Annotated in this window: 20 protein-coding genes; 9 read left to right on the forward strand and 11 right to left on the reverse strand. The window is 72.3% G+C overall.

Annotated features, from left to right (window positions below; genetic code table 11):
• Window positions 1-29 precede the first annotated feature (29 nt).
• The 5 genes from AB0D53_RS10660 (at window position 30) to AB0D53_RS10680 (ending at window position 4,888) form a co-directional block, all read left to right on the forward strand.
• Window positions 30-1,028: a DEDDh family exonuclease gene (locus tag AB0D53_RS10660; protein ID WP_362443144.1), complete on the forward strand. Its 999-nt coding sequence runs from the start codon at window positions 30-32 to the stop codon at window positions 1,026-1,028.
• 63 nt (window positions 1,029-1,091) lie between these two features.
• Window positions 1,092-1,325 carry a hypothetical protein gene (locus tag AB0D53_RS10665; RefSeq protein ID WP_072482991.1) on the forward strand — a complete coding sequence of 78 codons (234 nt, stop codon included), beginning with the start codon at window positions 1,092-1,094 and terminating at the stop codon, window positions 1,323-1,325.
• A 72-nt stretch (window positions 1,326-1,397) separates the two neighbouring features.
• Complete coding sequence (locus AB0D53_RS10670; RefSeq protein ID WP_362443148.1) at window positions 1,398-2,231, forward strand: SURF1 family protein; 834 nt, start codon at window positions 1,398-1,400, stop codon at window positions 2,229-2,231.
• 96 nt (window positions 2,232-2,327) lie between these two features.
• Window positions 2,328-4,127, forward strand: a complete 1,800-nt coding sequence (locus AB0D53_RS10675) for a glycoside hydrolase family 15 protein (protein WP_362443151.1) — start codon at window positions 2,328-2,330, stop codon at window positions 4,125-4,127.
• A 5-nt stretch (window positions 4,128-4,132) separates the two neighbouring features.
• Window positions 4,133-4,888: an SDR family oxidoreductase gene (locus tag AB0D53_RS10680; RefSeq protein WP_329816776.1), complete on the forward strand. Its 756-nt coding sequence runs from the start codon at window positions 4,133-4,135 to the stop codon at window positions 4,886-4,888.
• 48 nt (window positions 4,889-4,936) lie between these two features.
• On the opposite strand, the gene amaP is transcribed toward AB0D53_RS10680, so the two are convergent.
• The 5 genes from amaP to AB0D53_RS10705 are packed head-to-tail and all read right to left on the reverse strand — an operon-like array spanning window position 4,937 to window position 7,290.
• Window positions 4,937-5,524: an alkaline shock response membrane anchor protein AmaP gene (amaP, locus tag AB0D53_RS10685; protein ID WP_362443155.1), complete on the reverse strand. Its 588-nt coding sequence runs from the start codon at window positions 5,522-5,524 to the stop codon at window positions 4,937-4,939.
• Entirely contained in the window at window positions 5,521-6,237 is a 717-nt protein-coding gene (locus tag AB0D53_RS10690; protein WP_362443158.1) for a DUF6286 domain-containing protein, read from the reverse strand. Before AB0D53_RS10690 ends, amaP begins: the two co-directional genes overlap by 4 nt.
• The gene (locus tag AB0D53_RS10695; RefSeq protein WP_362443161.1) at window positions 6,234-6,587 is read right to left on the reverse strand and encodes a hypothetical protein; all 354 of its coding nucleotides are present in this window, start codon (window positions 6,585-6,587) and stop codon (window positions 6,234-6,236) included. The genes AB0D53_RS10690 and AB0D53_RS10695 overlap by 4 nt, the downstream gene beginning before the upstream one ends.
• Window positions 6,588-6,592: 5 nt before the next feature.
• Window positions 6,593-6,784 carry a hypothetical protein gene (locus AB0D53_RS10700; protein WP_329816780.1) on the reverse strand — a complete coding sequence of 64 codons (192 nt, stop codon included), beginning with the start codon at window positions 6,782-6,784 and terminating at the stop codon, window positions 6,593-6,595.
• Between the two features lie 32 nt (window positions 6,785-6,816).
• Window positions 6,817-7,290 (reverse strand): Asp23/Gls24 family envelope stress response protein, encoded by a 474-nt coding sequence (locus AB0D53_RS10705; protein ID WP_362443165.1) that lies wholly within the window; start codon window positions 7,288-7,290, stop codon window positions 6,817-6,819.
• A gap of 92 nt (window positions 7,291-7,382) precedes the next feature.
• Between AB0D53_RS10705 and AB0D53_RS10710 the strand changes: the two genes are divergently transcribed.
• The gene (locus AB0D53_RS10710) at window positions 7,383-8,078 is read left to right on the forward strand and encodes a hypothetical protein (RefSeq protein WP_362443168.1); all 696 of its coding nucleotides are present in this window, start codon (window positions 7,383-7,385) and stop codon (window positions 8,076-8,078) included.
• Window positions 8,079-8,127: 49 nt separating this feature from the next.
• Here the strand turns inward: AB0D53_RS10710 and AB0D53_RS10715 are convergent, their stop codons facing one another.
• The 3 genes from AB0D53_RS10715 to AB0D53_RS10725 form a co-directional block, all read right to left on the reverse strand.
• Window positions 8,128-8,919 carry an enoyl-CoA hydratase/isomerase family protein gene (locus tag AB0D53_RS10715; protein WP_362443171.1) on the reverse strand — a complete coding sequence of 264 codons (792 nt, stop codon included), beginning with the start codon at window positions 8,917-8,919 and terminating at the stop codon, window positions 8,128-8,130.
• Window positions 8,920-9,067: 148 nt separating this feature from the next.
• Window positions 9,068-9,289 (reverse strand): helix-turn-helix domain-containing protein, encoded by a 222-nt coding sequence (locus tag AB0D53_RS10720; protein WP_018518904.1) that lies wholly within the window; start codon window positions 9,287-9,289, stop codon window positions 9,068-9,070.
• A gap of 342 nt (window positions 9,290-9,631) precedes the next feature.
• Complete coding sequence (locus AB0D53_RS10725; protein WP_362443174.1) at window positions 9,632-11,230, reverse strand: ABC-F family ATP-binding cassette domain-containing protein; 1,599 nt, start codon at window positions 11,228-11,230, stop codon at window positions 9,632-9,634.
• A gap of 276 nt (window positions 11,231-11,506) precedes the next feature.
• Here AB0D53_RS10725 and AB0D53_RS10730 point away from each other — a divergent pair, with 276 nt between their 5' ends.
• Both AB0D53_RS10730 and AB0D53_RS10735 read left to right on the forward strand, forming a co-directional pair.
• Window positions 11,507-12,397 carry a neutral zinc metallopeptidase gene (locus AB0D53_RS10730; protein WP_362443177.1) on the forward strand — a complete coding sequence of 297 codons (891 nt, stop codon included), beginning with the start codon at window positions 11,507-11,509 and terminating at the stop codon, window positions 12,395-12,397.
• Between the two features lie 102 nt (window positions 12,398-12,499).
• Entirely contained in the window at window positions 12,500-12,913 is a 414-nt protein-coding gene (locus AB0D53_RS10735; protein ID WP_329816785.1) for a VOC family protein, read from the forward strand.
• Between the two features lie 42 nt (window positions 12,914-12,955).
• Here the strand turns inward: AB0D53_RS10735 and AB0D53_RS10740 are convergent, their stop codons facing one another.
• The 3 genes from AB0D53_RS10740 to AB0D53_RS10750 form a co-directional block, all read right to left on the reverse strand.
• Entirely contained in the window at window positions 12,956-14,266 is a 1,311-nt protein-coding gene (locus AB0D53_RS10740) for a hypothetical protein (protein ID WP_362443924.1), read from the reverse strand.
• A gap of 184 nt (window positions 14,267-14,450) precedes the next feature.
• Window positions 14,451-15,578 (reverse strand): hypothetical protein, encoded by a 1,128-nt coding sequence (locus AB0D53_RS10745; RefSeq protein WP_362443182.1) that lies wholly within the window; start codon window positions 15,576-15,578, stop codon window positions 14,451-14,453.
• 41 nt (window positions 15,579-15,619) lie between these two features.
• Window positions 15,620-16,306, reverse strand: a complete 687-nt coding sequence (locus AB0D53_RS10750; RefSeq protein WP_362443185.1) for a class II aldolase/adducin family protein — start codon at window positions 16,304-16,306, stop codon at window positions 15,620-15,622.
• A gap of 209 nt (window positions 16,307-16,515) precedes the next feature.
• On the opposite strand from AB0D53_RS10750, the gene AB0D53_RS10755 reads away from it, so the two are divergent.
• On the forward strand, window positions 16,516-17,775 hold the full coding sequence (locus tag AB0D53_RS10755; protein WP_362443188.1) for an inorganic phosphate transporter: 1,260 nt from the start codon (window positions 16,516-16,518) through the stop codon (window positions 17,773-17,775).
• Window positions 17,776-17,796: the final 21 nt, after the last annotated feature.

Consider the following 17,796-nt stretch of genomic DNA (forward strand, 5'->3'; position numbering starts at 1 on the left):
GAGACTGTCAGTCGCGGCCCGTATTCTCTGTGACCATGCTCGACGACCGCCAGACCGCAGCACCGTGGCCGACCGCCTACCCGCAGGGGTACGCGGTCGTCGACGTGGAGACCACCGGACTCGCACGGGACGACCGGATAGTGTCCGCCGCCGTCTACCGCCTGGACGCCCAGGGCAACGTCGAGGACCACTGGTACACCCTGGTCAACCCCGAGCGCGATCCCGGTCCGGTCTGGATCCACGGGCTGACCACTGACGTCCTCGAAGGCGCCCCGCTCTTCCCGGAGGTCGCCGCCCAGCTCTCCGAGCGGCTCGCGGACCGCGTCCTCGTCGCGCACAACGCGGCCTTCGACTGGTCGATGCTGGCCCGGGAGTACGCACGGGCCTCGGTCGTCGCCCCCGTGGAGCAGCGGCTGTGCACCATCGCGCTCTCCAAGGAGCTGCGGCTGCCGCTGCCCAACCACAAGCTGGAGTCGCTGGCCGCGCACTTCGGTGTCGTGCAGCAGCGCGCCCACCACGCCCTGGACGACGCCCGGGTGCTGGCCGAGGCTTTCCGGCCGAGCCTGCACGCGGCGGCGCGGGGCGGGGTGCGGCTGCCGCTGCTGGAGTGCCGGCCGCTGACCGAGTGGTCGGACTCCCCGGTCACACCGCGGATCGGCTACCAGCCCTCGTACGGCCAGAACAGCTGGCGCCCCTCGCGCAAGCGCCCGGCGTGCCCGTATCCGAACCCCGGGCGGTACGAGAAGGACAAACCCCTCATGCAGGGCATGCGAGTGGCGTTCTCCGGGGACACCTCCATCGACCGGGAGCTGTTGGAGGACCGGGCCGTGGAGGCCGGGCTGCACGTGGCGACCAGCGTGTCCCGGCTGACCAGTCTGCTGGTCACCAACGACCCGGACTCCGCGACGTCGAAGACCGTCAAGGCCAAGTCGTTCGGCACACCGGTCCTGGACGAGAGCGCCTTCACCCATCTGCTGCGCGATGTGGCGCCCGCTTCGGCCCGTATTCCCACGCCGTCATCGGAGTGAACCGGCGGCGACTCGCCCCTCCGCCGCTCGCCCGCCGTCACCTCGCGTCCCACCCTGTGGCGCATGGCACGTTGCGAGGTTTGCGGAAACGACTACGGGATGTCCTTCGAGGTGCACGCGCAGGGCGCGGTGCACGTCTTCGACTGCTTCTCGTGCGCCATTCACCGCATGGCGCCCATCTGTGAGCACTGCCGGGTCCAGATCATCGGCCAGGGCGTCGAGGTCGACGGGCACTGGTTCTGCGGCGGTCACTGCGCCCGGGCCGAGGGGAAGGTGGGCATCATCGACAAAGTCTGAGCAACGGCCGCCGCACCCCCTTCCCCCACCCCTGCGCGATGCACCCCACGGCACCGGTTGTACCGTCGTGGGGTGTACCGCTTCCTGTTGACCCGGCAGTGGCTGATCCTCGCCCTCCTCGCCCTCGTCCTGATTCCCACGATGGTCGAGCTGGGCTTCTGGCAGCTGCACCGGCATGAGCACAAGGTCGCGCAGAACTCCCTGATCTCCCGCAATCTCAAGGCGAAGCCGGTTCCGGTCGCCTCGCTCACCGCTCCGGGGCACACGGTCCCGCGCTCCGACTACTGGCGGACGGTGACGGCCACGGGCACGTACGACACCGCGCACCAGGTGGTCGTACGCCGCAGGACCTCCACCGACGGCCGGATCGGTGTCCATGTGCTGATCCCGCTCGACCTCAAGGGTGGCGGCACGGTCCTGGTCAACCGCGGCTGGGTGCCCTCCGCCGACAGCCAGCGCGCCTTTCCCGAGGTGCCGGCCGTGCCCCGCGGCGAAGTGACCGTCACCGGACGGCTCAAGGCCGACGAGACGACGAGCGCCAGCGGCATCAAGGACATCTCGGACCTGCCGGACCGCCAGGTGATGCTGATCAGCAGCGCCCAGGAGGCCGAGCGGCTCTCCCGGCCGGTGCTCGGCGGCTACATCGAGCAGACCGCGCCGGAGCCCGTCGGCGACTCCCCTGAACTGATCGAGGCCCCGGACGACAGCTCGATCGGTCCGCACATGGCGTACGCCGTGCAGTGGTGGCTCTTCGCCGCCGGTGTCCCGGTCGGGTACGTGGTGCTGGCGCGCAGGGAGAAGCGCGACCGGGTGGAGGCCGCGGCCAAGGAGGCCGCCGGGGAGCAGCGGCCCGCCGAGCCGGAGAAGCCCGAGCAGCCGGAGAAGCCGGAACCCGCCACGGCCTGAGCCGTGTCCGCCGGATGCGGGCAGGTCGTCCCGGCCGGGTGACCCCCGCCGTCCGGGTTTGCTTAACGGGGCCCAGGTTCGGGAACACGCCAGAACGTGACCCCACGCATCGAGGACTACGCCCTCATCGGCGATCTCCAGACGGCCGCCCTGGTCGGCAGAAACGGTTCTGTCGACTGGCTCTGCCTGCCCCGCTTCGACTCGGGTGCCTGCTTCGCCGCCCTGCTCGGCGACGAGGACAACGGCCACTGGCGCATCGCCCCGAAGGGAGCGGAGACCTGCACCCGGCGCGGCTACGTGGGTGAGTCCCTCGTCCTGGAGACGTACTGGGAGACCCGCACCGGCACGGTCAAGGTCATCGACTTCATGCCGCAGCGCGACCGGGAACCCGACGTCATGCGGATCATCGAGGGCGCCAGCGGCACCGTCGAGATGAGCTCCGTGATCCGGCTGCGCTTCGACTTCGGCTCGGTCGTGCCGTGGGTGCGCCGCTCGCAGGGGCACCGGGTGGCGGTCGCGGGGCCGGACTCGGCCTGGCTGCGCAGCGAGCCGCCGGTCAAGACCTGGGGCCAGCAGTTCTCCACCTGCTCGTCGTTCACCGTCTCGGCGGGCCAGAAGGTGGCGTTCGTACTGACCTGGCACCCCTCCCACTCGCCCCGCCCCGATCTGGTCGACCCGCACGAGGCGCTGGAGAACACCCTGACCGACTGGGCCGAATGGTCCTCGCGGTGCAGGTACCGGGGCCCCTACCGGGAAGCGGTGATCCGCTCGCTGATCACGCTGAAGGCGCTGACCTTCGCCCCGACCGGCGGCATCGTGGCGGCGCCCACCACCTCGCTGCCGGAGGAGATCGGGGGCGTACGGAACTGGGACTACCGCTTCTGCTGGCTGCGGGACTCCACGCTGGCCCTCGGCGCCCTCATCTCGGCCGGCTACCTGGAGGAGGCCGCCGCCTGGCGGGACTGGCTGCTGCGGGCGGTCGCCGGGGACCCGGCCGACCTCCAGATCATGTACGGCCTCGCGGGCGAGCGCAGACTGCCCGAGGCGGAGCTGCCGTGGCTGCGCGGATACGAGAACTCCGCCCCGGTCCGGATCGGCAACGCCGCGGTCCGCCAGCGGCAGCTCGATGTGTACGGGGAGGTCATCGACTCGTTGCGGCTGGCGCGCGAGGCGGGTCTGGACGACAAGCCGCACGCCTGGAGTCTGCAGCTCAGCCTGCTCGGCTTCCTGGAGTCCACCTGGCGCGAGCCGGACGAGGGGCTGTGGGAGATCCGTGGCCAGCGCCGCCACTTCGTGCACTCCAAGGTGATGGCCTGGGTAGCCGCCGACCGTGCCGTACGCACCCTGGAGAACAACCCCTCGCTGGCCGGCGACCCCGACCGGTGGCGGGCGATGCGGGACGCGGTGCACCGGGAGGTGTGCGAGAAGGGGTACGACCCGGTGCGGAACACCTTCACGCAGTCCTACGGCTCGCGGAACCTGGACGCCGCGACGCTGCTGATCGCCCGCACCGGCTTCCTGCCCCCGGACGACCCCCGGCTGATCGGGACGATCGACGCGGTCCGGGACGAGCTGGGCCGCGACTGCCTGATCCGCCGCTACAGCACGGACGGCTCCTCGATCGACGGGCTGCCCGGCAGCGAGGGGGCCTTCGTGGCCTGCTCGTTCTGGCTGGCCGACGCCCTGGTCCTGGCCGGGCGCGCCGGCGAGGCCAGGGAACTCTTCGAACGGCTCCTGGCGCTCCGTAACGACGTGGGGCTGCTGGCCGAGGAGTACGACACCACCGGCCGCCGCCAGCTGGGCAACTTCCCGCAGGCGTTCAGCCACATCGGCCTCGTGGGGACCGCCATGGCACTGGCCGGGGAGGACACGATGGATCCCGACGCGGCAGGATAGGGGCCATGGATCTTGGACTGAAGGACCGGGTGTACATCGTCACCGGAGCGACCCGGGGGCTGGGCAACGCCACGGCGCGGGTGCTCGCCGACGACGGCGCGAGGGTGATCATCACGGGCCGGGACGAGAAGCGCGCCGAGGCGGCCGCCGCCGAACTGGGGGCGGCCGCGGCCGGTCTCGCCGCCGACAACGCCGACCCCTCGTCCGCACAGCGGCTGGTGGACACGGCGCACGAGCGGTTCGGGCGGCTCGACGGCATTCTCATCAGTGTCGGCGGACCGGCCCCCGGCTTCCTGGCCGACAACACCGACGAACAGTGGCAGTCGGCCTTCGAGTCGGTGTTCCTGGGCGCGGTACGTCTCGCCAGGGCCGCGGCGAACGTGCTCGGCGAGGGCGGGGTGATCGGCTTCGTGCTCTCCGGCTCCGTGTACGAGCCGATCCCGGGTCTGACCATCTCCAACGGGCTCCGTCCCGGCCTGGCCGGTTTCGCCAAGTCGCTGGCCGACGAACTCGGTCCGCGCGGGATCCGGGTGGTGGGCGTGCTGCCGGCCCGGATCGACACGGACCGGGTGCGTGAGCTGGACGCCCTCTCGGGCGACGCGGAGGCCGCGCGGGCGGCGAACGAGGCACGGATCCCGCTGCGGCGCTACGGCACCCCGGAGGAGTTCGGCCGGACCGCGGCGTTCCTGCTCTCGCCCGCGGCCTCGTATCTGACGGGCGTCATGGTGCCGGTCGACGGCGGCTCCCGGCAGGGCTTCTGAAGCGGAGCCCGCGCCAGGCCGCCGGCCGGTCCGTCCGGCGACCGGCTGTCAGCTCACCCGCTCCGCGCGGTGCTTGACGGCCCTCAGCCGTACCTCGGCCGGCAGCTCGGCCAGCCCCGCCGAATCCCGCGCATGGGCCAGTGCCTCGTCGGTGAGACGGCCGAGCGCCTGGTCCGGCGCCGCGTGCGGCTCCATCAGCAGGCGGATCCTGGCGTGCGGCGAGCTGCGTCGGCCGGTCAGTGCGACCTGGGCGCGGGCCACTCCGTCCAGCGTCCCCGCCTCGCCGGCGAGCACCCCCTCCAGGGCCCGGCCCCGCAGCAGTGCCCCCTCGCCGTCGCCGCTGTCCACCAGCACCTCGGCGAGGCGGGCGCGGCGCAGCTGGGCCAGCAGCCACCACAGCGCGAGGACGACCACGACGGCGAGGACGGCGATGACCGTCGGCCACCACCAGCCCTGGTCGTGCCAGCGGTCCCGGTCGGCCACGCCGATGAGCACATCGTGCCTGCCGTGCCAGGGCCACCACGACGGCACGGACAGGCCGAGACCGGCCGCGAGCACCGCGCCGCCGCCGCAGATCAGTACCAGCCCGGCCAGGCCGAGCAGTACCCGGTTGACGGTCCTGAGCAACGGGCTCACCTCTTCTTCGCGGGCCGGCGGACATGTACGGACAGGCTCGGCGGCCTGGCCAGCCCCAGTTCCCTGATGCCGGTCCCGAGCACGGTGTCCAGATCGGCGCGTACGTCGTCGAGCTCCCGGAAGTGCGAGACGGCGCGCACCACCGCCCTGCTCCGGCCCATCCGGACCCGCACCGACTGCACTCCGGACACCTCGACGGCCCGGTCGCGCAGGACCAGCGCGGCCGCGGACCGGTCGAGGGCGGCCCGTACGCCGGGGCGGTCGCGGCGCATCGGCAGCAGGGCACGGTGGCCGGGGGTGACGGCGAGCACGAGCAGCCACACGCCGATCGCCACGGCGAGCGCGGCGGCGGCGAGCAGCCAGGCGTTCTCCAGCGGGCGCCGGGCGAGCTCGTCGGCCAGCCACCGGCGCCATCGCATCGCGGGGCGGTCGGCCCGCACCGCCGCCACGTCGTAGAGCAGCAGTCCGCTGCCGCCGAGGACCACGAGGGCGAGGAGCGTCGCGGGGACACGGCGCGCGGACCAGAAGCGGCCCGCCCGGCCGCCGCCCTCCTGGTGCGCGGGCACCGGGTCGTAGGCGGCGGACGAGGCGGACTGGTCGAGTTCGAGCACATCGCCCTTCGCCGCGGGCGCGTCCCTCCCCCCGGCCGCTTCGACGGGGCCGGTGGCGGGCAGTCCTCGTGTTCGGTGCTCCGGTTCGTGGGGTTCGGTCATCGGATCCTCCCCTGTGCCGCGACACTCGCTCCCGTCGGATGCAGTCGCTCGACCTGTACGGCCACCTCGGGGACTTCCATCCCCGCCAACGCCCTTACCCGCTCGGCGACATGCCGACGCACCCCGCCGCACTGGCGGCCGATGTCGCAGGGGTATCCGAGCTCCAGGCTCACCCGAACCCGGGCGGCGTCCCGGTGCACCGTGACCGTGGCGCGCGGCGCGGCTCCCTCCCGCGGCGGCTCGTCGACCGCCTCCTTCGCCGCCTGTGCGGCGATCTTCGCGACCACCCGGTCGGCGATCCGGGTCTCCCCGCGCTCACCTGCGGCGATCCGGCCGCTCGCCCCCGACAACGCCGTCACCGCCGTCGGTCGCCGCGCTCGCGACTCCGGAAGAAGTCGCCGGGTTCCAGGTCACCCTCCAGGAGACGACCGGCGACGAAGCCGACCGCTCCCAGGGCGGCCACCAGCAGGAAGGCCCCGAATCCGCCGAAGTACCCGGCGAATGCGAGCGCCATGCCGGCCACCATGCCGACCACAGCCATACTCATCGTGCGCTCCTCAACTGCCTCGCGGCGGAGGTCTACTGGAGACGTGGCTCGGACTGGTCGTCGTCATCGGCCTCGTCGGGCAGCTTCACATCGCTCACCGCGATATTGACCTCGACGACCTCCAGGCCGGTCATCCGCTCGACCGCCGCGACCACGTTCTCCCGTACGTCACGGGCGACATCGGCGATCGCGACGCCGTAGTCGACGACGATCTCCAGGTCGAGGGCGGTCTGGGACTCACCGACCTCCGCCTTCACCCCACGGGTGACGGACTTGCCACCACCGGGCACCCGGTCGCGCACCGCTCCGAGGGTGCGCGAGAAGCCGCCGCCCATCGCATGGACGCCGACCACGTCGCGCGCCGCCATTCCCGCGATCTTCTCGACCACTCCGTCGGCGATGGTCGTACGGCCACGGGTGGCAGGGGCTCCCCCACCGCGCTTGATGAGCGTGCTCGATTCCTTGTCGGAGCTCTCGGGCCGGTTCCGCTGCGTGGTGTCGGTCATCGCCATTCTTCCCTTCAGGGCAGGTTGGACCTCTTTGCCCACATTAGGTGCGCTTGCCCTGTCTCGCGCCGTGGATGCGGCAGGCTGGGGAAATGACGACGGCTGACGGCCCGCGCGGGGCGGACGGATGGACAGCGGCGGTACGGCAACGGCTCGGCCTCGGCCGGCTGCTTCCACTCGGCGGTCCGGCGGACGGGGCCTGGATCTCGGAGCGGGCCGCGGCCGCGGTGCTGCGGGGCGCGGTGGCGGGGTCCGGCCCCGTGCTCGGGGGGCTCAGGATCTCGGTGGCCGATCCGGACGGGGCACCGGAAGCGCAGGTGGAGCCGCCGCCGAGCGCGCTGCCGCCGGGGCCGCTGCGGATCGAGGCGACGATGTCGGCCGTGGCCGGCCGGTCACTGCCCGTCGCGGCCGACACGCTGCGCTCGGTGCTGCTGACCGCGGCCGGGGAGCGGCTCGGCCTGGTGGTCGACGCGGTGGACATCCGGGTGACGGAGCTGCTGGACGCGCCGCCGGAACGACCGGCTCCGGCCCCGATGGAGGTGCGCGCGGCAACGGTGGAGGGGGCGGCGGGGAGCGCGGCGGCGGGTGTTTCGGGGGTGGTGGCGCTGACCCGGGTGCTGGGTCGTGCGGTGCACACGGGCCCGGACCATGTGCGGGTCGAACTGGCGACGGACACGGGCCACCGGGCGCTCGACGTGGCCCGTGCGGTGCGCGGCGCCGTGGCGGACGCGGTGGAGGGGCACCCCTCGGTCGCGGTGCTGGTCACCGCGGTGGTGGAGCGTGGGTGAGCGTGGGGCGGGCCCGGGCCGGGCCCGCCCGCTGTCGAGGGACGGGCGCTCAGTCGGTGATGCCCGCCAGATCGCGCAGCCGGCGGCCCTGCGCGGCGCGTTCGGCGACGCGCTGCTCCTCGTAACCGCGGGAGACGGCACCGCTCAACAGCGCCTTGGTCTCCACGACGGCGTCGCGCGGGGCGGCCAGCAGCGCACCGGCCAGATCGCGCGCCGCGGCGTCCAGCTCACCGGCGGGCACGACGAGATTGGCCAGACCGGTGCGCTCGGCCTCCTCGGCGTGCACGAAGCGGCCCGTGGCACAGATTTCGAGCGCGCGGGCGTACCCCACCAGGTTCACCAGGGGGTGCGTGCCGGTGAGGTCGGGCACCAGGCCGAGGCTGGTCTCACGCATGGCGAACTGCACGTCCTCGGCGACGATCCGCAGGTCGCAGGCGAGGGCGAGCTGGAAGCCGGCACCGATCGCATGCCCCTGGACGGCCGCGATCGACACGATGTCGTTGCGGCGCCACCAGGTGAACGCCTCCTGGTACTCGGCGATGGTCGCGTCGAGTTCGGCCTCCGAGCCGCGCGCCATGTCGAGGAAGGACGGCTCGCCGTCGAACCCCTCGGGGGTGAACGCCTGCCGGTCGAGGCCCGCGGAGAAGGACTTGCCCTCGCCACGGAGCACGACGACCCGCACGCTTCCGGGCAGTGCCCGTCCGGCCTCCGTCAACGCCCGCCAGAGAGCGGGGGACTGGGCGTTGCGCTTGGCCGGATTGGTGAGGGTCACCGTGGCGACCGCGTCGTCGACGGTGAGTCGTACGCCGTCCTTGTCGAGCACAGAGTCGAGCGAGGTCATGGGGCGCCTCCGGATCGGTTCAGTCAGCAAGCAGAGCTAAGTGACTGAACAGTAACCACCCGGTCGACATCGCTGCCGACCGGGTGGCCACGCCGAAACCGGTGAGCCCCGGGACGGGCCGGACGGCCTGCCCCGACCGCCTGGGGCGTCAGGCCGTGGCGGCCTTCTTGCCCCGTGTCGCTCCGCCGCGTCCCCGCAGCGTGACTCCGGACTCGCTGAGCATCCGGTGGACGAATCCATAGGAGCGGCCGGTCTCTTCGGCCAACGCCCGGATGCTCGCACCGGAGTCGTACTTCTTCTTCAGGTCTGCCGCGAGCTTGTCGCGCGCGGCGCCGGTAACCCGGCTGCCCTTCTTCAGAGTCTCGGCCACCCGTGCCTCCTCATGGGAAGTGCGCTCTGGACTCTCATGATCACCCCTCGGCGCCTTCCTGGCCACCCATTCGGCAAGGTCCGTGCAACCCGATTCCCGGCCGGAGAAGGGGGCCACACGACCGGAATTCCGCATTCCGTGGGGCCTCGGCGGCGGGCGGGACAGGGCCCGGGAAGAACGGGCAGGTCAGGGCCACACGGGGATCGCGGCCCCCGAATGGGTGCGCCCGGCAGGTATCTGCCGGGCGCCGCGCCGGAGTACGAGACGTACTCACACAGATGATGGATCACGCGTAGGCCGAATGATCCAGACGGAGTGGATCATTCGGAGAGCGGGGTGGGATCAGGCCAGTGCGACCAGGTCCTGGTAGTCCGCGCCCCACAGGTCCTCGACACCGTCCGGCAGCAGGATGATGCGCTCCGGCTGGAGCGCCTCGACCGCTCCCTCGTCGTGCGTGACGAGGACGACGGCGCCCTTGTACGTGCGCAGCGCACCGAGGATCTCCTCACGGCTGGCCGGGTCGAGGTTGTTCGTCGGCTCGTCCAGGAGCAGCACATTGGCGGAGGAGACCACCAGGGTCGCCAGCGCGAGACGGGTCTTCTCACCGCCGGAGAGGACACCGGCGGGCTTGTCGACGTCGTCGCCGGAGAAGAGGAAGGAGCCCAGCGTCTTGCGGACCTCGACGAGATCGAGGTCGGGCGCCGCGGAGCGCATGTTCTCCAGGACGGAGCGGTCCGGATCGAGGGTCTCGTGCTCCTGGGCGTAGTAGCCGAGCTTGAGGCCGTGGCCCTCGATCACCTCGCCGGTGTCGGGCTTCTCGGCACCGCCGAGGAGCCGCAGCAGCGTGGTCTTGCCCGCGCCGTTGAGGCCGAGGATGACGACCCGGGAGCCCTTGTCGATGGCGAGGTCCACATCGGTGAAGATTTCGAGCGAGCCGTACGACTTGGACAGCCCCTCCGCCATCAGGGGGGTCTTGCCGCACGGCGAGGGCTCGGGGAAGCGGAGCTTGGCGACCTTGTCGGAGACCCGGACGGCCTCCAGGCCGGAGAGCAGCCGCTCGGCGCGCTTGGCCATGTTCTGCGCGGCGACGGTCTTGGTGGCCTTCGCGCGCATCTTGTCGGCCTGCGAGTTGAGGGCCGCGGCCTTCTTCTCGGCGTTCTGCCGCTCGCGCTTGCGGCGCTTCTCGTCGGCCTCGCGCTGCTGCTGGTAGAGCTTCCAGCCCATGTTGTAGATGTCGATCTGCGCGCGGTTGGCGTCGAGGTAGAAGACCTTGTTGACGACGGTCTCGACGAGCTCGACGTCGTGGGAGATCACGATGAAGCCGCCGCGGTAGGTCTTGAGGTAGTCGCGCAGCCAGACGATCGAGTCGGCGTCGAGGTGGTTGGTCGGCTCGTCGAGCAGCAGGATGTCGGCGTCCGAGAAGAGGATCCGGGCCAGCTCGACGCGGCGGCGCTGACCGCCGGAGAGCGTATGGAGGGGCTGGCCGAGCACGCGGTCGGGCAGGCTGAGCGCGGCGGCGATGGTGGCGGCCTCCGCCTCGGCGGCGTATCCGCCCTTGGTGAGGAACTCCGTCTCCAGGCGCTCGTACTTCTTCATCGCCTTCTCGCGGGTGGCGCCCTTGCCGTTCGCCATCCGCTCCTCGTTCTCCCGCATCTTGCGCAGGATCTCGTCGAGGCCGCGGGCGGAGAGGATGCGGTCGCGGGCCAGCACGTCGAGGTCGCCGGTGCGGGGGTCCTGCGGGAGGTAGCCCACCTCGCCGGAGCGGGTGATGGTGCCGCCGACGGGGTTGCCCTCGCCGGCCAGGCACTTGGTGAGCGTGGTCTTGCCCGCTCCGTTGCGGCCGACGAGGCCGATGCGGTCGCCCTTGGCGATACGGAAGGAAGCAGACTCGATGAGGATGCGGGCGCCGGCACGCAGCTCGATGCCGGAAGCGGTGATCACGGTAAAACTCCAGGGCGGGTCGGACGGCTGACGGGACGAGGGCGGAGGTGTCTCGACGCCGCTAATGCACAAGGAGAATTGCCATGCGGGCCATTCTACTGGCGGTGTGCAACTGCTTTTCCGCGTGCGCCGATGACACCTGCCGGACGGTCGCCGCGCGTCGCCGCCCCACTCCACCGCGCGATCAGAAAAGGCATGGGCGTGTGAACCGGCCGATACTCGGCTGAGGTGCGCAGGCGGTGGGACCACCACGGCCGGAGCGGAGGGTGGTGGCCCATGCAGTTCGACGACGACGCCGACCTGGACACGTCCGAGGTCAAGGATGCGCGCGGCAGCCGGATCCCGGGCGGCAGGGCCACCGTGGGCGGCGGCATCGCCGGCATCATCGCGCTGATCCTGGGGCTGCTCTTCGGCGTCGGCCCCGATCAGCTCGGCCTCTCGTCCGGCGGCCCGGACACGACGGCGACCGCGTCGTCGGCGGCACAGGTGGAGCAGTCCTGCCGGACCGGGCAGGACGCGAACACCAGGGAGGACTGCCGGACCGTGGCGGTGGTCAACAGCGTGCAGGACTTCTGGAAGCAGGAGTTCCAGCGGCGCCGGGGCACATACACGCCTTCGCGCACGGTCCTGTTCAGCGACCGGATCAACACCGCGTGCGGCGCCGCGACCTCGGCGGTAGGGCCCTTCTACTGCCCGGGCGACCGGCAGGTCTATCTGGACCTGGGGTTCTTCGACGAGCTGCGGACGAAGTTCGGCTCCAGCGGCGGCCCGTTCGCCCAGGCCTATGTCGTCGCCCATGAGTACGGACACCATGTGCAGGACCTGATGGGAACGCTGGACCGGTCCCGGGACGGCGGGACCGGCGCGAACAGCAACGCGGTCCGGGTGGAGCTCCAGGCGGACTGCTACGCCGGGGTCTGGGCGCATCACGCCACGACCACCCCCGACGAATCGACCGGGCGTCCGCTGATCACCTCGCTGACGCGGGCGGACATCCGGGACGGGCTCGACGCGGCGGCCGCGGTCGGCGACGACCGGATCCAGGAGAAGTTCCAGGGCCGGGTCACCCCGGAGTCCTGGACGCACGGCTCGGCCGCGCAACGCCGACAGTGGTTCACCACCGGCTTCCGCAGCGGCGACATGGCCGACTGCAACACCTTCCGCTGACCCCGGCCCCGGAGCCGTGCCGGGCCGTTGTCGGTGGCCGATGGAAGACTGAGACGCAGATCACAGAAGCAGGTCACGGAAGCACGAAAAGGGGTGAGCGCCATGGCAGGCGCACCGGCCGGCGTTCCGACGGTCTATCCGACGATTCTGTACGACGACGCGAGGGCCGCGATCAGGACGCTGACGGAGGGCCTCGGCTTCACCCAGGAAGCGGTGTACGAGGGCGAGGGCGGCCAGGTGCTGCACGCCGAGCTGTCCTGCGGGAACGGCAGGGTGATGCTGGGCTCCAAGGGCCGTGACGGCGTCTTCGCCAAGGCGATGCGGGACGCCGGTCCCGCCGGGGTCTACGTCGTGGTCGACGAGGTCGACGCGCACCATGCCAGGGCCGTGGAGCACGGGGTGGAGATCCTGATGCCGCCCACCGACCAGGACTACGGCTCACGCGACTACATGGCACGGGACGCCGAGGGCAATGTGTGGAGCTTCGGTACGTACGCGCCGGGGTCGGCGGACTGACGCCCGGACGGGCCCGGGGCGGGGCCCGTCCGGCTCGGGGTGTCAGGCGCCGCCGGTGTGCACCTGGAACGCGGCCCGGCGCACCGCCTTGGCCAGCGCGGGGTCCGGGTGCGCTGCGGCCAGGGCCACCAGCACCTGCACGGTGCGCGGATGGCCCACGGCCCGTACCTCGTCCAGCAGGGCGGGCACCGTGCCCTGGACGGCCGAGTCGAGATGGCGGACCAGCAGCCCGGTCTCGCCGTGGTCGGCGACGGCCGCCGCGGTGTCGACCCAGAGCCAGGTGGCCTCCTCCCGGCTCAGGACGTCCTGGGCGTCCTCGGGGTCGGCTCCGTCGTACTCGGCCAGCCAGAGCAGCGCGTAGGGGCGCAGCGAGGGGTCGGCGACCACGGAGCGCACCTCGGGCTCGGCGGGGGCGCCGACGACCCGGAGCGCCTCGAAGGCGAGCCCCCGCAGGAGCGCGTCCTCGCCGCGGGCGACGGCGAGGAGTTCGGCGACGGCACTGCCGACGGGGCGGGCGGCCAGCCAGGCCCGGTATTCGTCGCGGGCCGGGCCGGGGGTGAGCCGGGCGCAGCCGAGCAGCATGTCGGCGGCGGACTGCTCGATGTTCCCGGCCGGGCTCTGGGCCGCGACGCAGATCTGTTCCAGCTTGACCCAGACCGCCCAGTTGCCGAGCGGGGTGAGGGTGGCGTGTCCGGCGCCGAGGGTGAGCGCGCCGACGGCGGCCAGCCCTTCCAGGGCCCAGTCCAGCAGCTGCGCCACCAGGGCGGCGGGGTGCGGGGCGGGTGCGGATTCGGCGGGTGCGGGCAGCGGCGGGGGGCCGTAGGGCACTTCGCAGCGCTCCTCGCGGAGTTCCGCGACGCGCTGGCCGAGCAGGTCCAGCAGAGCGGGCACGGTGACCGGGCCGGCCGAGAGCTGGAGGAGGGAGAGGACCTGCGGCACCGCCTCGACGGCCTCGGCGACCGCCGTGGACTCGATGTCCGCGGGCGCCGGGTGGACGAGCGACCAGGCGTCGAAGAGCGCCACCCAGCCGCGGAGCACGGCGGAGTCGTCGCGGTCCCAGGCGCGCAGCCGCCAGCCGGGGCGCGCGGTGTCGCCGTGCAGTTCGACGAGGCCGGCGAGCCTGGCCCGGTCCCAGCCGGAGCGCACCTGGGCCGGGGACAATTCCAGAACTGCCGCGGCCCGTTGGAGGGCCTGGGCGGCGAGCGGTGGTGCGCCGGGGATCGCGCCGTCGGCTGCCCAGCGGGCGATCCGTACGGCGTCGGCGAGGGCCGTCCTGGCCTGCCGGGCCAGTTCCGACCGGGGCGGGGTGCCCTCCGGAGGGCGGGGGGCCGGCCTGGTGCGCCGGGTGGTCACGGCCTTGCGAGCGGTGGCAAGGGGTCGCGGGCGGACAAGTCGCAGCCTGGAGTCGCGCGGGTTACGGGACGTCACGGGAGCAGTCTTGCCCCTGACGGCCCGAAAGCCCAAACGGAACCCGAATTCCCGGTGGAGGGGCCGGTGGACGGGGCCCGGGACCAAACGGCCGAACCCGCGCATCACCTCACATCAGGGGCGTCAGGAAGCGGCGCAGGACCTCTTCGTAGTGGTCCGGGTCGGCATTCCACATCGCCCCGTGCGGAGCCTGCGGTACGGCGTGCAGGGCGATCAGGTCCGGGCGTCGGGCCGCCAGATCGCGGGACGGCTGCCAGGGGGCGAGCCGGTCGTCGGGGCCGTGGAAGATCAGGGTCGGGACGCGCAGTGCCGGTGCGAGGGAGCCGTCCAGCAGTCGGGCGCCGTGCAGTCCGGTCTGCCCCTGGGCGGCGCGGACGGCGAGCGGCAGCAGTGCGGGCGGGACGCCGCGGGCGACGGCCAGGGCGCGCAGGGTGGTGGCCCAGTCCAGTACCGGGGAGTCCAGGACGAGGCCGCAGATCCGGTCGCGCAGCGCGGAGTTGACGGCCGCGTGCAGCGCCATCGAGGCGCCGGTGGACCAGCCGTGCAGGACGACCTTCTCGGCTCCGTAACGCACGGCGAAGCGGATCGCCGCGTCCAGGTCGCGCCACTCGGATTCGCCGAGATGGGCGAGGCCGTCGGGGGAACGCGGGGCTCCGGCGTCGCCCCGGTAGGCCGGGTCGAGCACGGGCAGGCGCTGGCCGTGCAGGAACCTCATGACGTTCATGGGGTGTTCCCTGGTGGTCCCGAGGCCGTGCACGGTGATGACCCAGGTGTCGCGCGGGCCGGGGAGGAACCAGGCGGGCAGGGCACCGAGTTCGCCGGGGATCTCGACCTCCTGGTGGTGGAGGCCGAGCGCCGAGGACGGGTCGCCGCTGTGCAGTTGCGGGGTGACGCGGACCTTGGCGCCGGTGTCCAGGCTGCCGTGGTCGACGCGCTCCAGTCTGCGTACGACGGTGTCGGGGGCGTGGTGGGCGTGCTCGATCACCGGGCCGACCACCGCGTGGACGCCCTTGCCGACCAGTCCGTACGTGCCGGGCCGCAGGGCGGTGAGGGAGCGGGTCAGGGTGACCTGCCCGGCCGCCGTGGCGTGCACGGTGAGTCTGCGGTCGGCGGGGAGCGGCCGCCCGGACGGCGCTCCGAGGACCGCGTCGCTGGCCAGCCGGCCGGCCGCGACCGCTGCCGCACCGACGCCGAGGATCGTGGTGACGGCTGCTGCCGTGACTGTTGCCGGGCGCACGGCTTCAGTGTCACGGGGGGTGCGGGCCCCCGCCACAGGCCTTAGCCCGTCCGGTGGGCGGGGCCGGGCCCGCCCGGCTGTCCGTACCCCTTGAACGCCTCCCGCACATCGCTCAGCTGCTCCGGCGAGAGCAGGTTCGGGGTGAGCCCGGGCACGGAGCTCGCGGCGAGCCAGAGCCGGCAGAGCCATTCCAGCTGGGCGGTCCGGTCGTACGCCTGGTCCAGGGTGGCTCCGTAGGTGACGGTTCCGTGGTTCTGGAGAAGGCAGCCCGTGCGGTCGCGCAGGGCGGCGAGCATGTTCTCGGCCAGTTCGGCAGTGCCGTAGCGCGCGTAGGCCGCGACGCGGACGGGGCCGCCCAGTATGGCGGCGGCGTAGTGGACCGACGGGACCTCGGGCACCAGCGTGGAAACAGCGGTGGCGTGCACGGCGTGGGTGTGCACGACGGCGGCCGCGTCGGTGTTCCGGTAGACGGCGAGGTGGAGTGGCAGTTCGCTGGTCGGGGCCAGTGAACCGAGTACACGGTTGCCCTCCGGATCGACGCCGACGGCGTCCTGGGGGCCCAGCCGGTCGTACGGCACTCCGCTCGGTGTGACCAGGATCGTGTCGCCGACCCGTGCCGAGACGTTTCCCGAGGTCCCGACGACGAGGCCCTCGGCCGCCGTCCTGCGGGCGGTGGCGACGACACCGTCCCAGGCACGTTCGATCGCGTTCCGCTGCTGATCGCTCATGCGCCGATCCTGTCAGCCCCGCGGACGAACGGGTATGCGATCGGCCACAGCCGCACCACGCCGGAAAGCCGGGCCACGCCCGCGTCGAGCACAAGCGGAATGCCTTCGCTCCGGTTTGGAACACCCCAGCGCCCCGCCCAGTTCATCTTCCGTTCACCCAGGTTGCCTACGGTCCACATGCCAATGACGCCGAACGATTGCCTGGGTAAATGGAACACATCACGCTGCTACTCGCGATTGTGATCGTGACAGCTCTAGTGTTCGATTTCACGAACGGTTTCCACGACACCGCGAACGCGATGGCGACCACCATCTCGACCGGTGCACTCAGACCGAAGACAGCGGTGGCCATGTCCGCCGTTCTCAATCTCGTCGGCGCGTTCCTGTCGGTGGAGGTCGCCAAGACGATCTCCGGCGGGATCATCAACGAGGACGGGCTGCGAACAGAAGTCATCTTCGCGGCACTCGTCGGCGCCATTCTGTGGAATCTGCTGACCTGGCTGGTCGGACTGCCGTCCAGCTCCTCGCACGCCCTGTTCGGCGGTCTGATCGGCGCCGCCGTGATGTCCGCGGGCTGGTCGTCCGTCAACGGCGGCACCGTCGTCACCAAGGTGCTGCTCCCCGCCCTCGCCGCCCCGATCGTCGCCGGTCTGGCCGCGCTGCTGGCCACCAGGCTGACGTACCGGATCGGCGGAAAGGTCCGCAACGACGCCCAGGAGAAGGCCACCGCCAAGGGGTACCGGGCCGGCCAGATCGCCTCGGCCGGGCTGGTCTCCCTCGCCCACGGCACCAACGACGCGCAGAAGACCATGGGCATCATCACCCTGGCCCTGGTCACCGGCGGCGTCCTGCACCCGGGCGCCAACCCGCCGGTCTGGGTCATCGTCTGCGCCGGTACGGCCATCGCGCTCGGTACCTACCTGGGCGGCTGGCGGATCATCCGCACCATGGGCAGCGGCCTCACCGACCTCAAGCCGCCGCAGGGCTTCGCCGCCCAGACCAGCGCGGCCACCGTCATCCTGGCCTCCTCGCACCTCGGCTTCTCCCTCTCCACCACCCAGTCCTGCTCCGGCGCCGTGATGGGCGCGGGCCTCGGCCGCCAGGGCGGGGTGGTCCGCTGGTCCACCGCCACCCGGATGTTCGTCGCCTGGGGTCTGACGCTGCCGGCCGCCGGTCTGGTCGGTGCGGGCGCGGAACTCCTCACCAAGCAGGGCACCTGGGGCGTCGTGGTCGTCGCGGCGCTGCTGGTCGCGGGATCCGGTGCGATCTGGCTGGTGTCGCGGCGCAAGCCGGTCGGCCACGGCGACGTCGCCCCGGCGGAAGCCGAGCCGGTGGGCGTCATAACCACGGCCATCGCCGCCGTCAGCCCGCCGCCCACCGCGGCCCAGGCAACGGCCCAGAACCTCATGACCACCATTCCGGCCCCGGCCGGAACCACCCAGGACCCGGCGCGACCCGCCACCGTCTGACCCGGCCGTCTAAGGATTCAG

Source organism: Streptomyces sp. NPDC048295 (assembly GCF_040652135.1).
Taxonomy (GTDB): Bacteria; Actinomycetota; Actinomycetes; order Streptomycetales; family Streptomycetaceae; genus Streptomyces.

What these genes read in the sequence shown, in the direction of transcription:
- AB0D53_RS10715 (WP_362443171.1), bottom strand. Translation starts at nt 8,919, where the DNA reads ATGACCTCGCTCGACTCTGTGCTCGACAAGGACGGCGTACGACTCACC.
- AB0D53_RS10730 (WP_362443177.1), top strand. Translation starts at nt 11,507, where the DNA reads ATGCAGTTCGACGACGACGCCGACCTGGACACGTCCGAGGTCAAGGAT.
- AB0D53_RS10755 (WP_362443188.1), top strand. Translation starts at nt 16,516, where the DNA reads ATGGAACACATCACGCTGCTACTCGCGATTGTGATCGTGACAGCTCTA.
- AB0D53_RS10705 (WP_362443165.1), bottom strand. Translation starts at nt 7,290, where the DNA reads ATGACCGACACCACGCAGCGGAACCGGCCCGAGAGCTCCGACAAGGAA.
- AB0D53_RS10700 (WP_329816780.1), bottom strand. Translation starts at nt 6,784, where the DNA reads ATGAGTATGGCTGTGGTCGGCATGGTGGCCGGCATGGCGCTCGCATTC.
- AB0D53_RS10750 (WP_362443185.1), bottom strand. Translation starts at nt 16,306, where the DNA reads ATGAGCGATCAGCAGCGGAACGCGATCGAACGTGCCTGGGACGGTGTC.
- AB0D53_RS10680 (WP_329816776.1), top strand. Translation starts at nt 4,133, where the DNA reads ATGGATCTTGGACTGAAGGACCGGGTGTACATCGTCACCGGAGCGACC.
- AB0D53_RS10735 (WP_329816785.1), top strand. Translation starts at nt 12,500, where the DNA reads ATGGCAGGCGCACCGGCCGGCGTTCCGACGGTCTATCCGACGATTCTG.
- AB0D53_RS10665 (WP_072482991.1), top strand. Translation starts at nt 1,092, where the DNA reads ATGGCACGTTGCGAGGTTTGCGGAAACGACTACGGGATGTCCTTCGAG.
- AB0D53_RS10710 (WP_362443168.1), top strand. Translation starts at nt 7,383, where the DNA reads ATGACGACGGCTGACGGCCCGCGCGGGGCGGACGGATGGACAGCGGCG.
- AB0D53_RS10690 (WP_362443158.1), bottom strand. Translation starts at nt 6,237, where the DNA reads ATGACCGAACCCCACGAACCGGAGCACCGAACACGAGGACTGCCCGCC.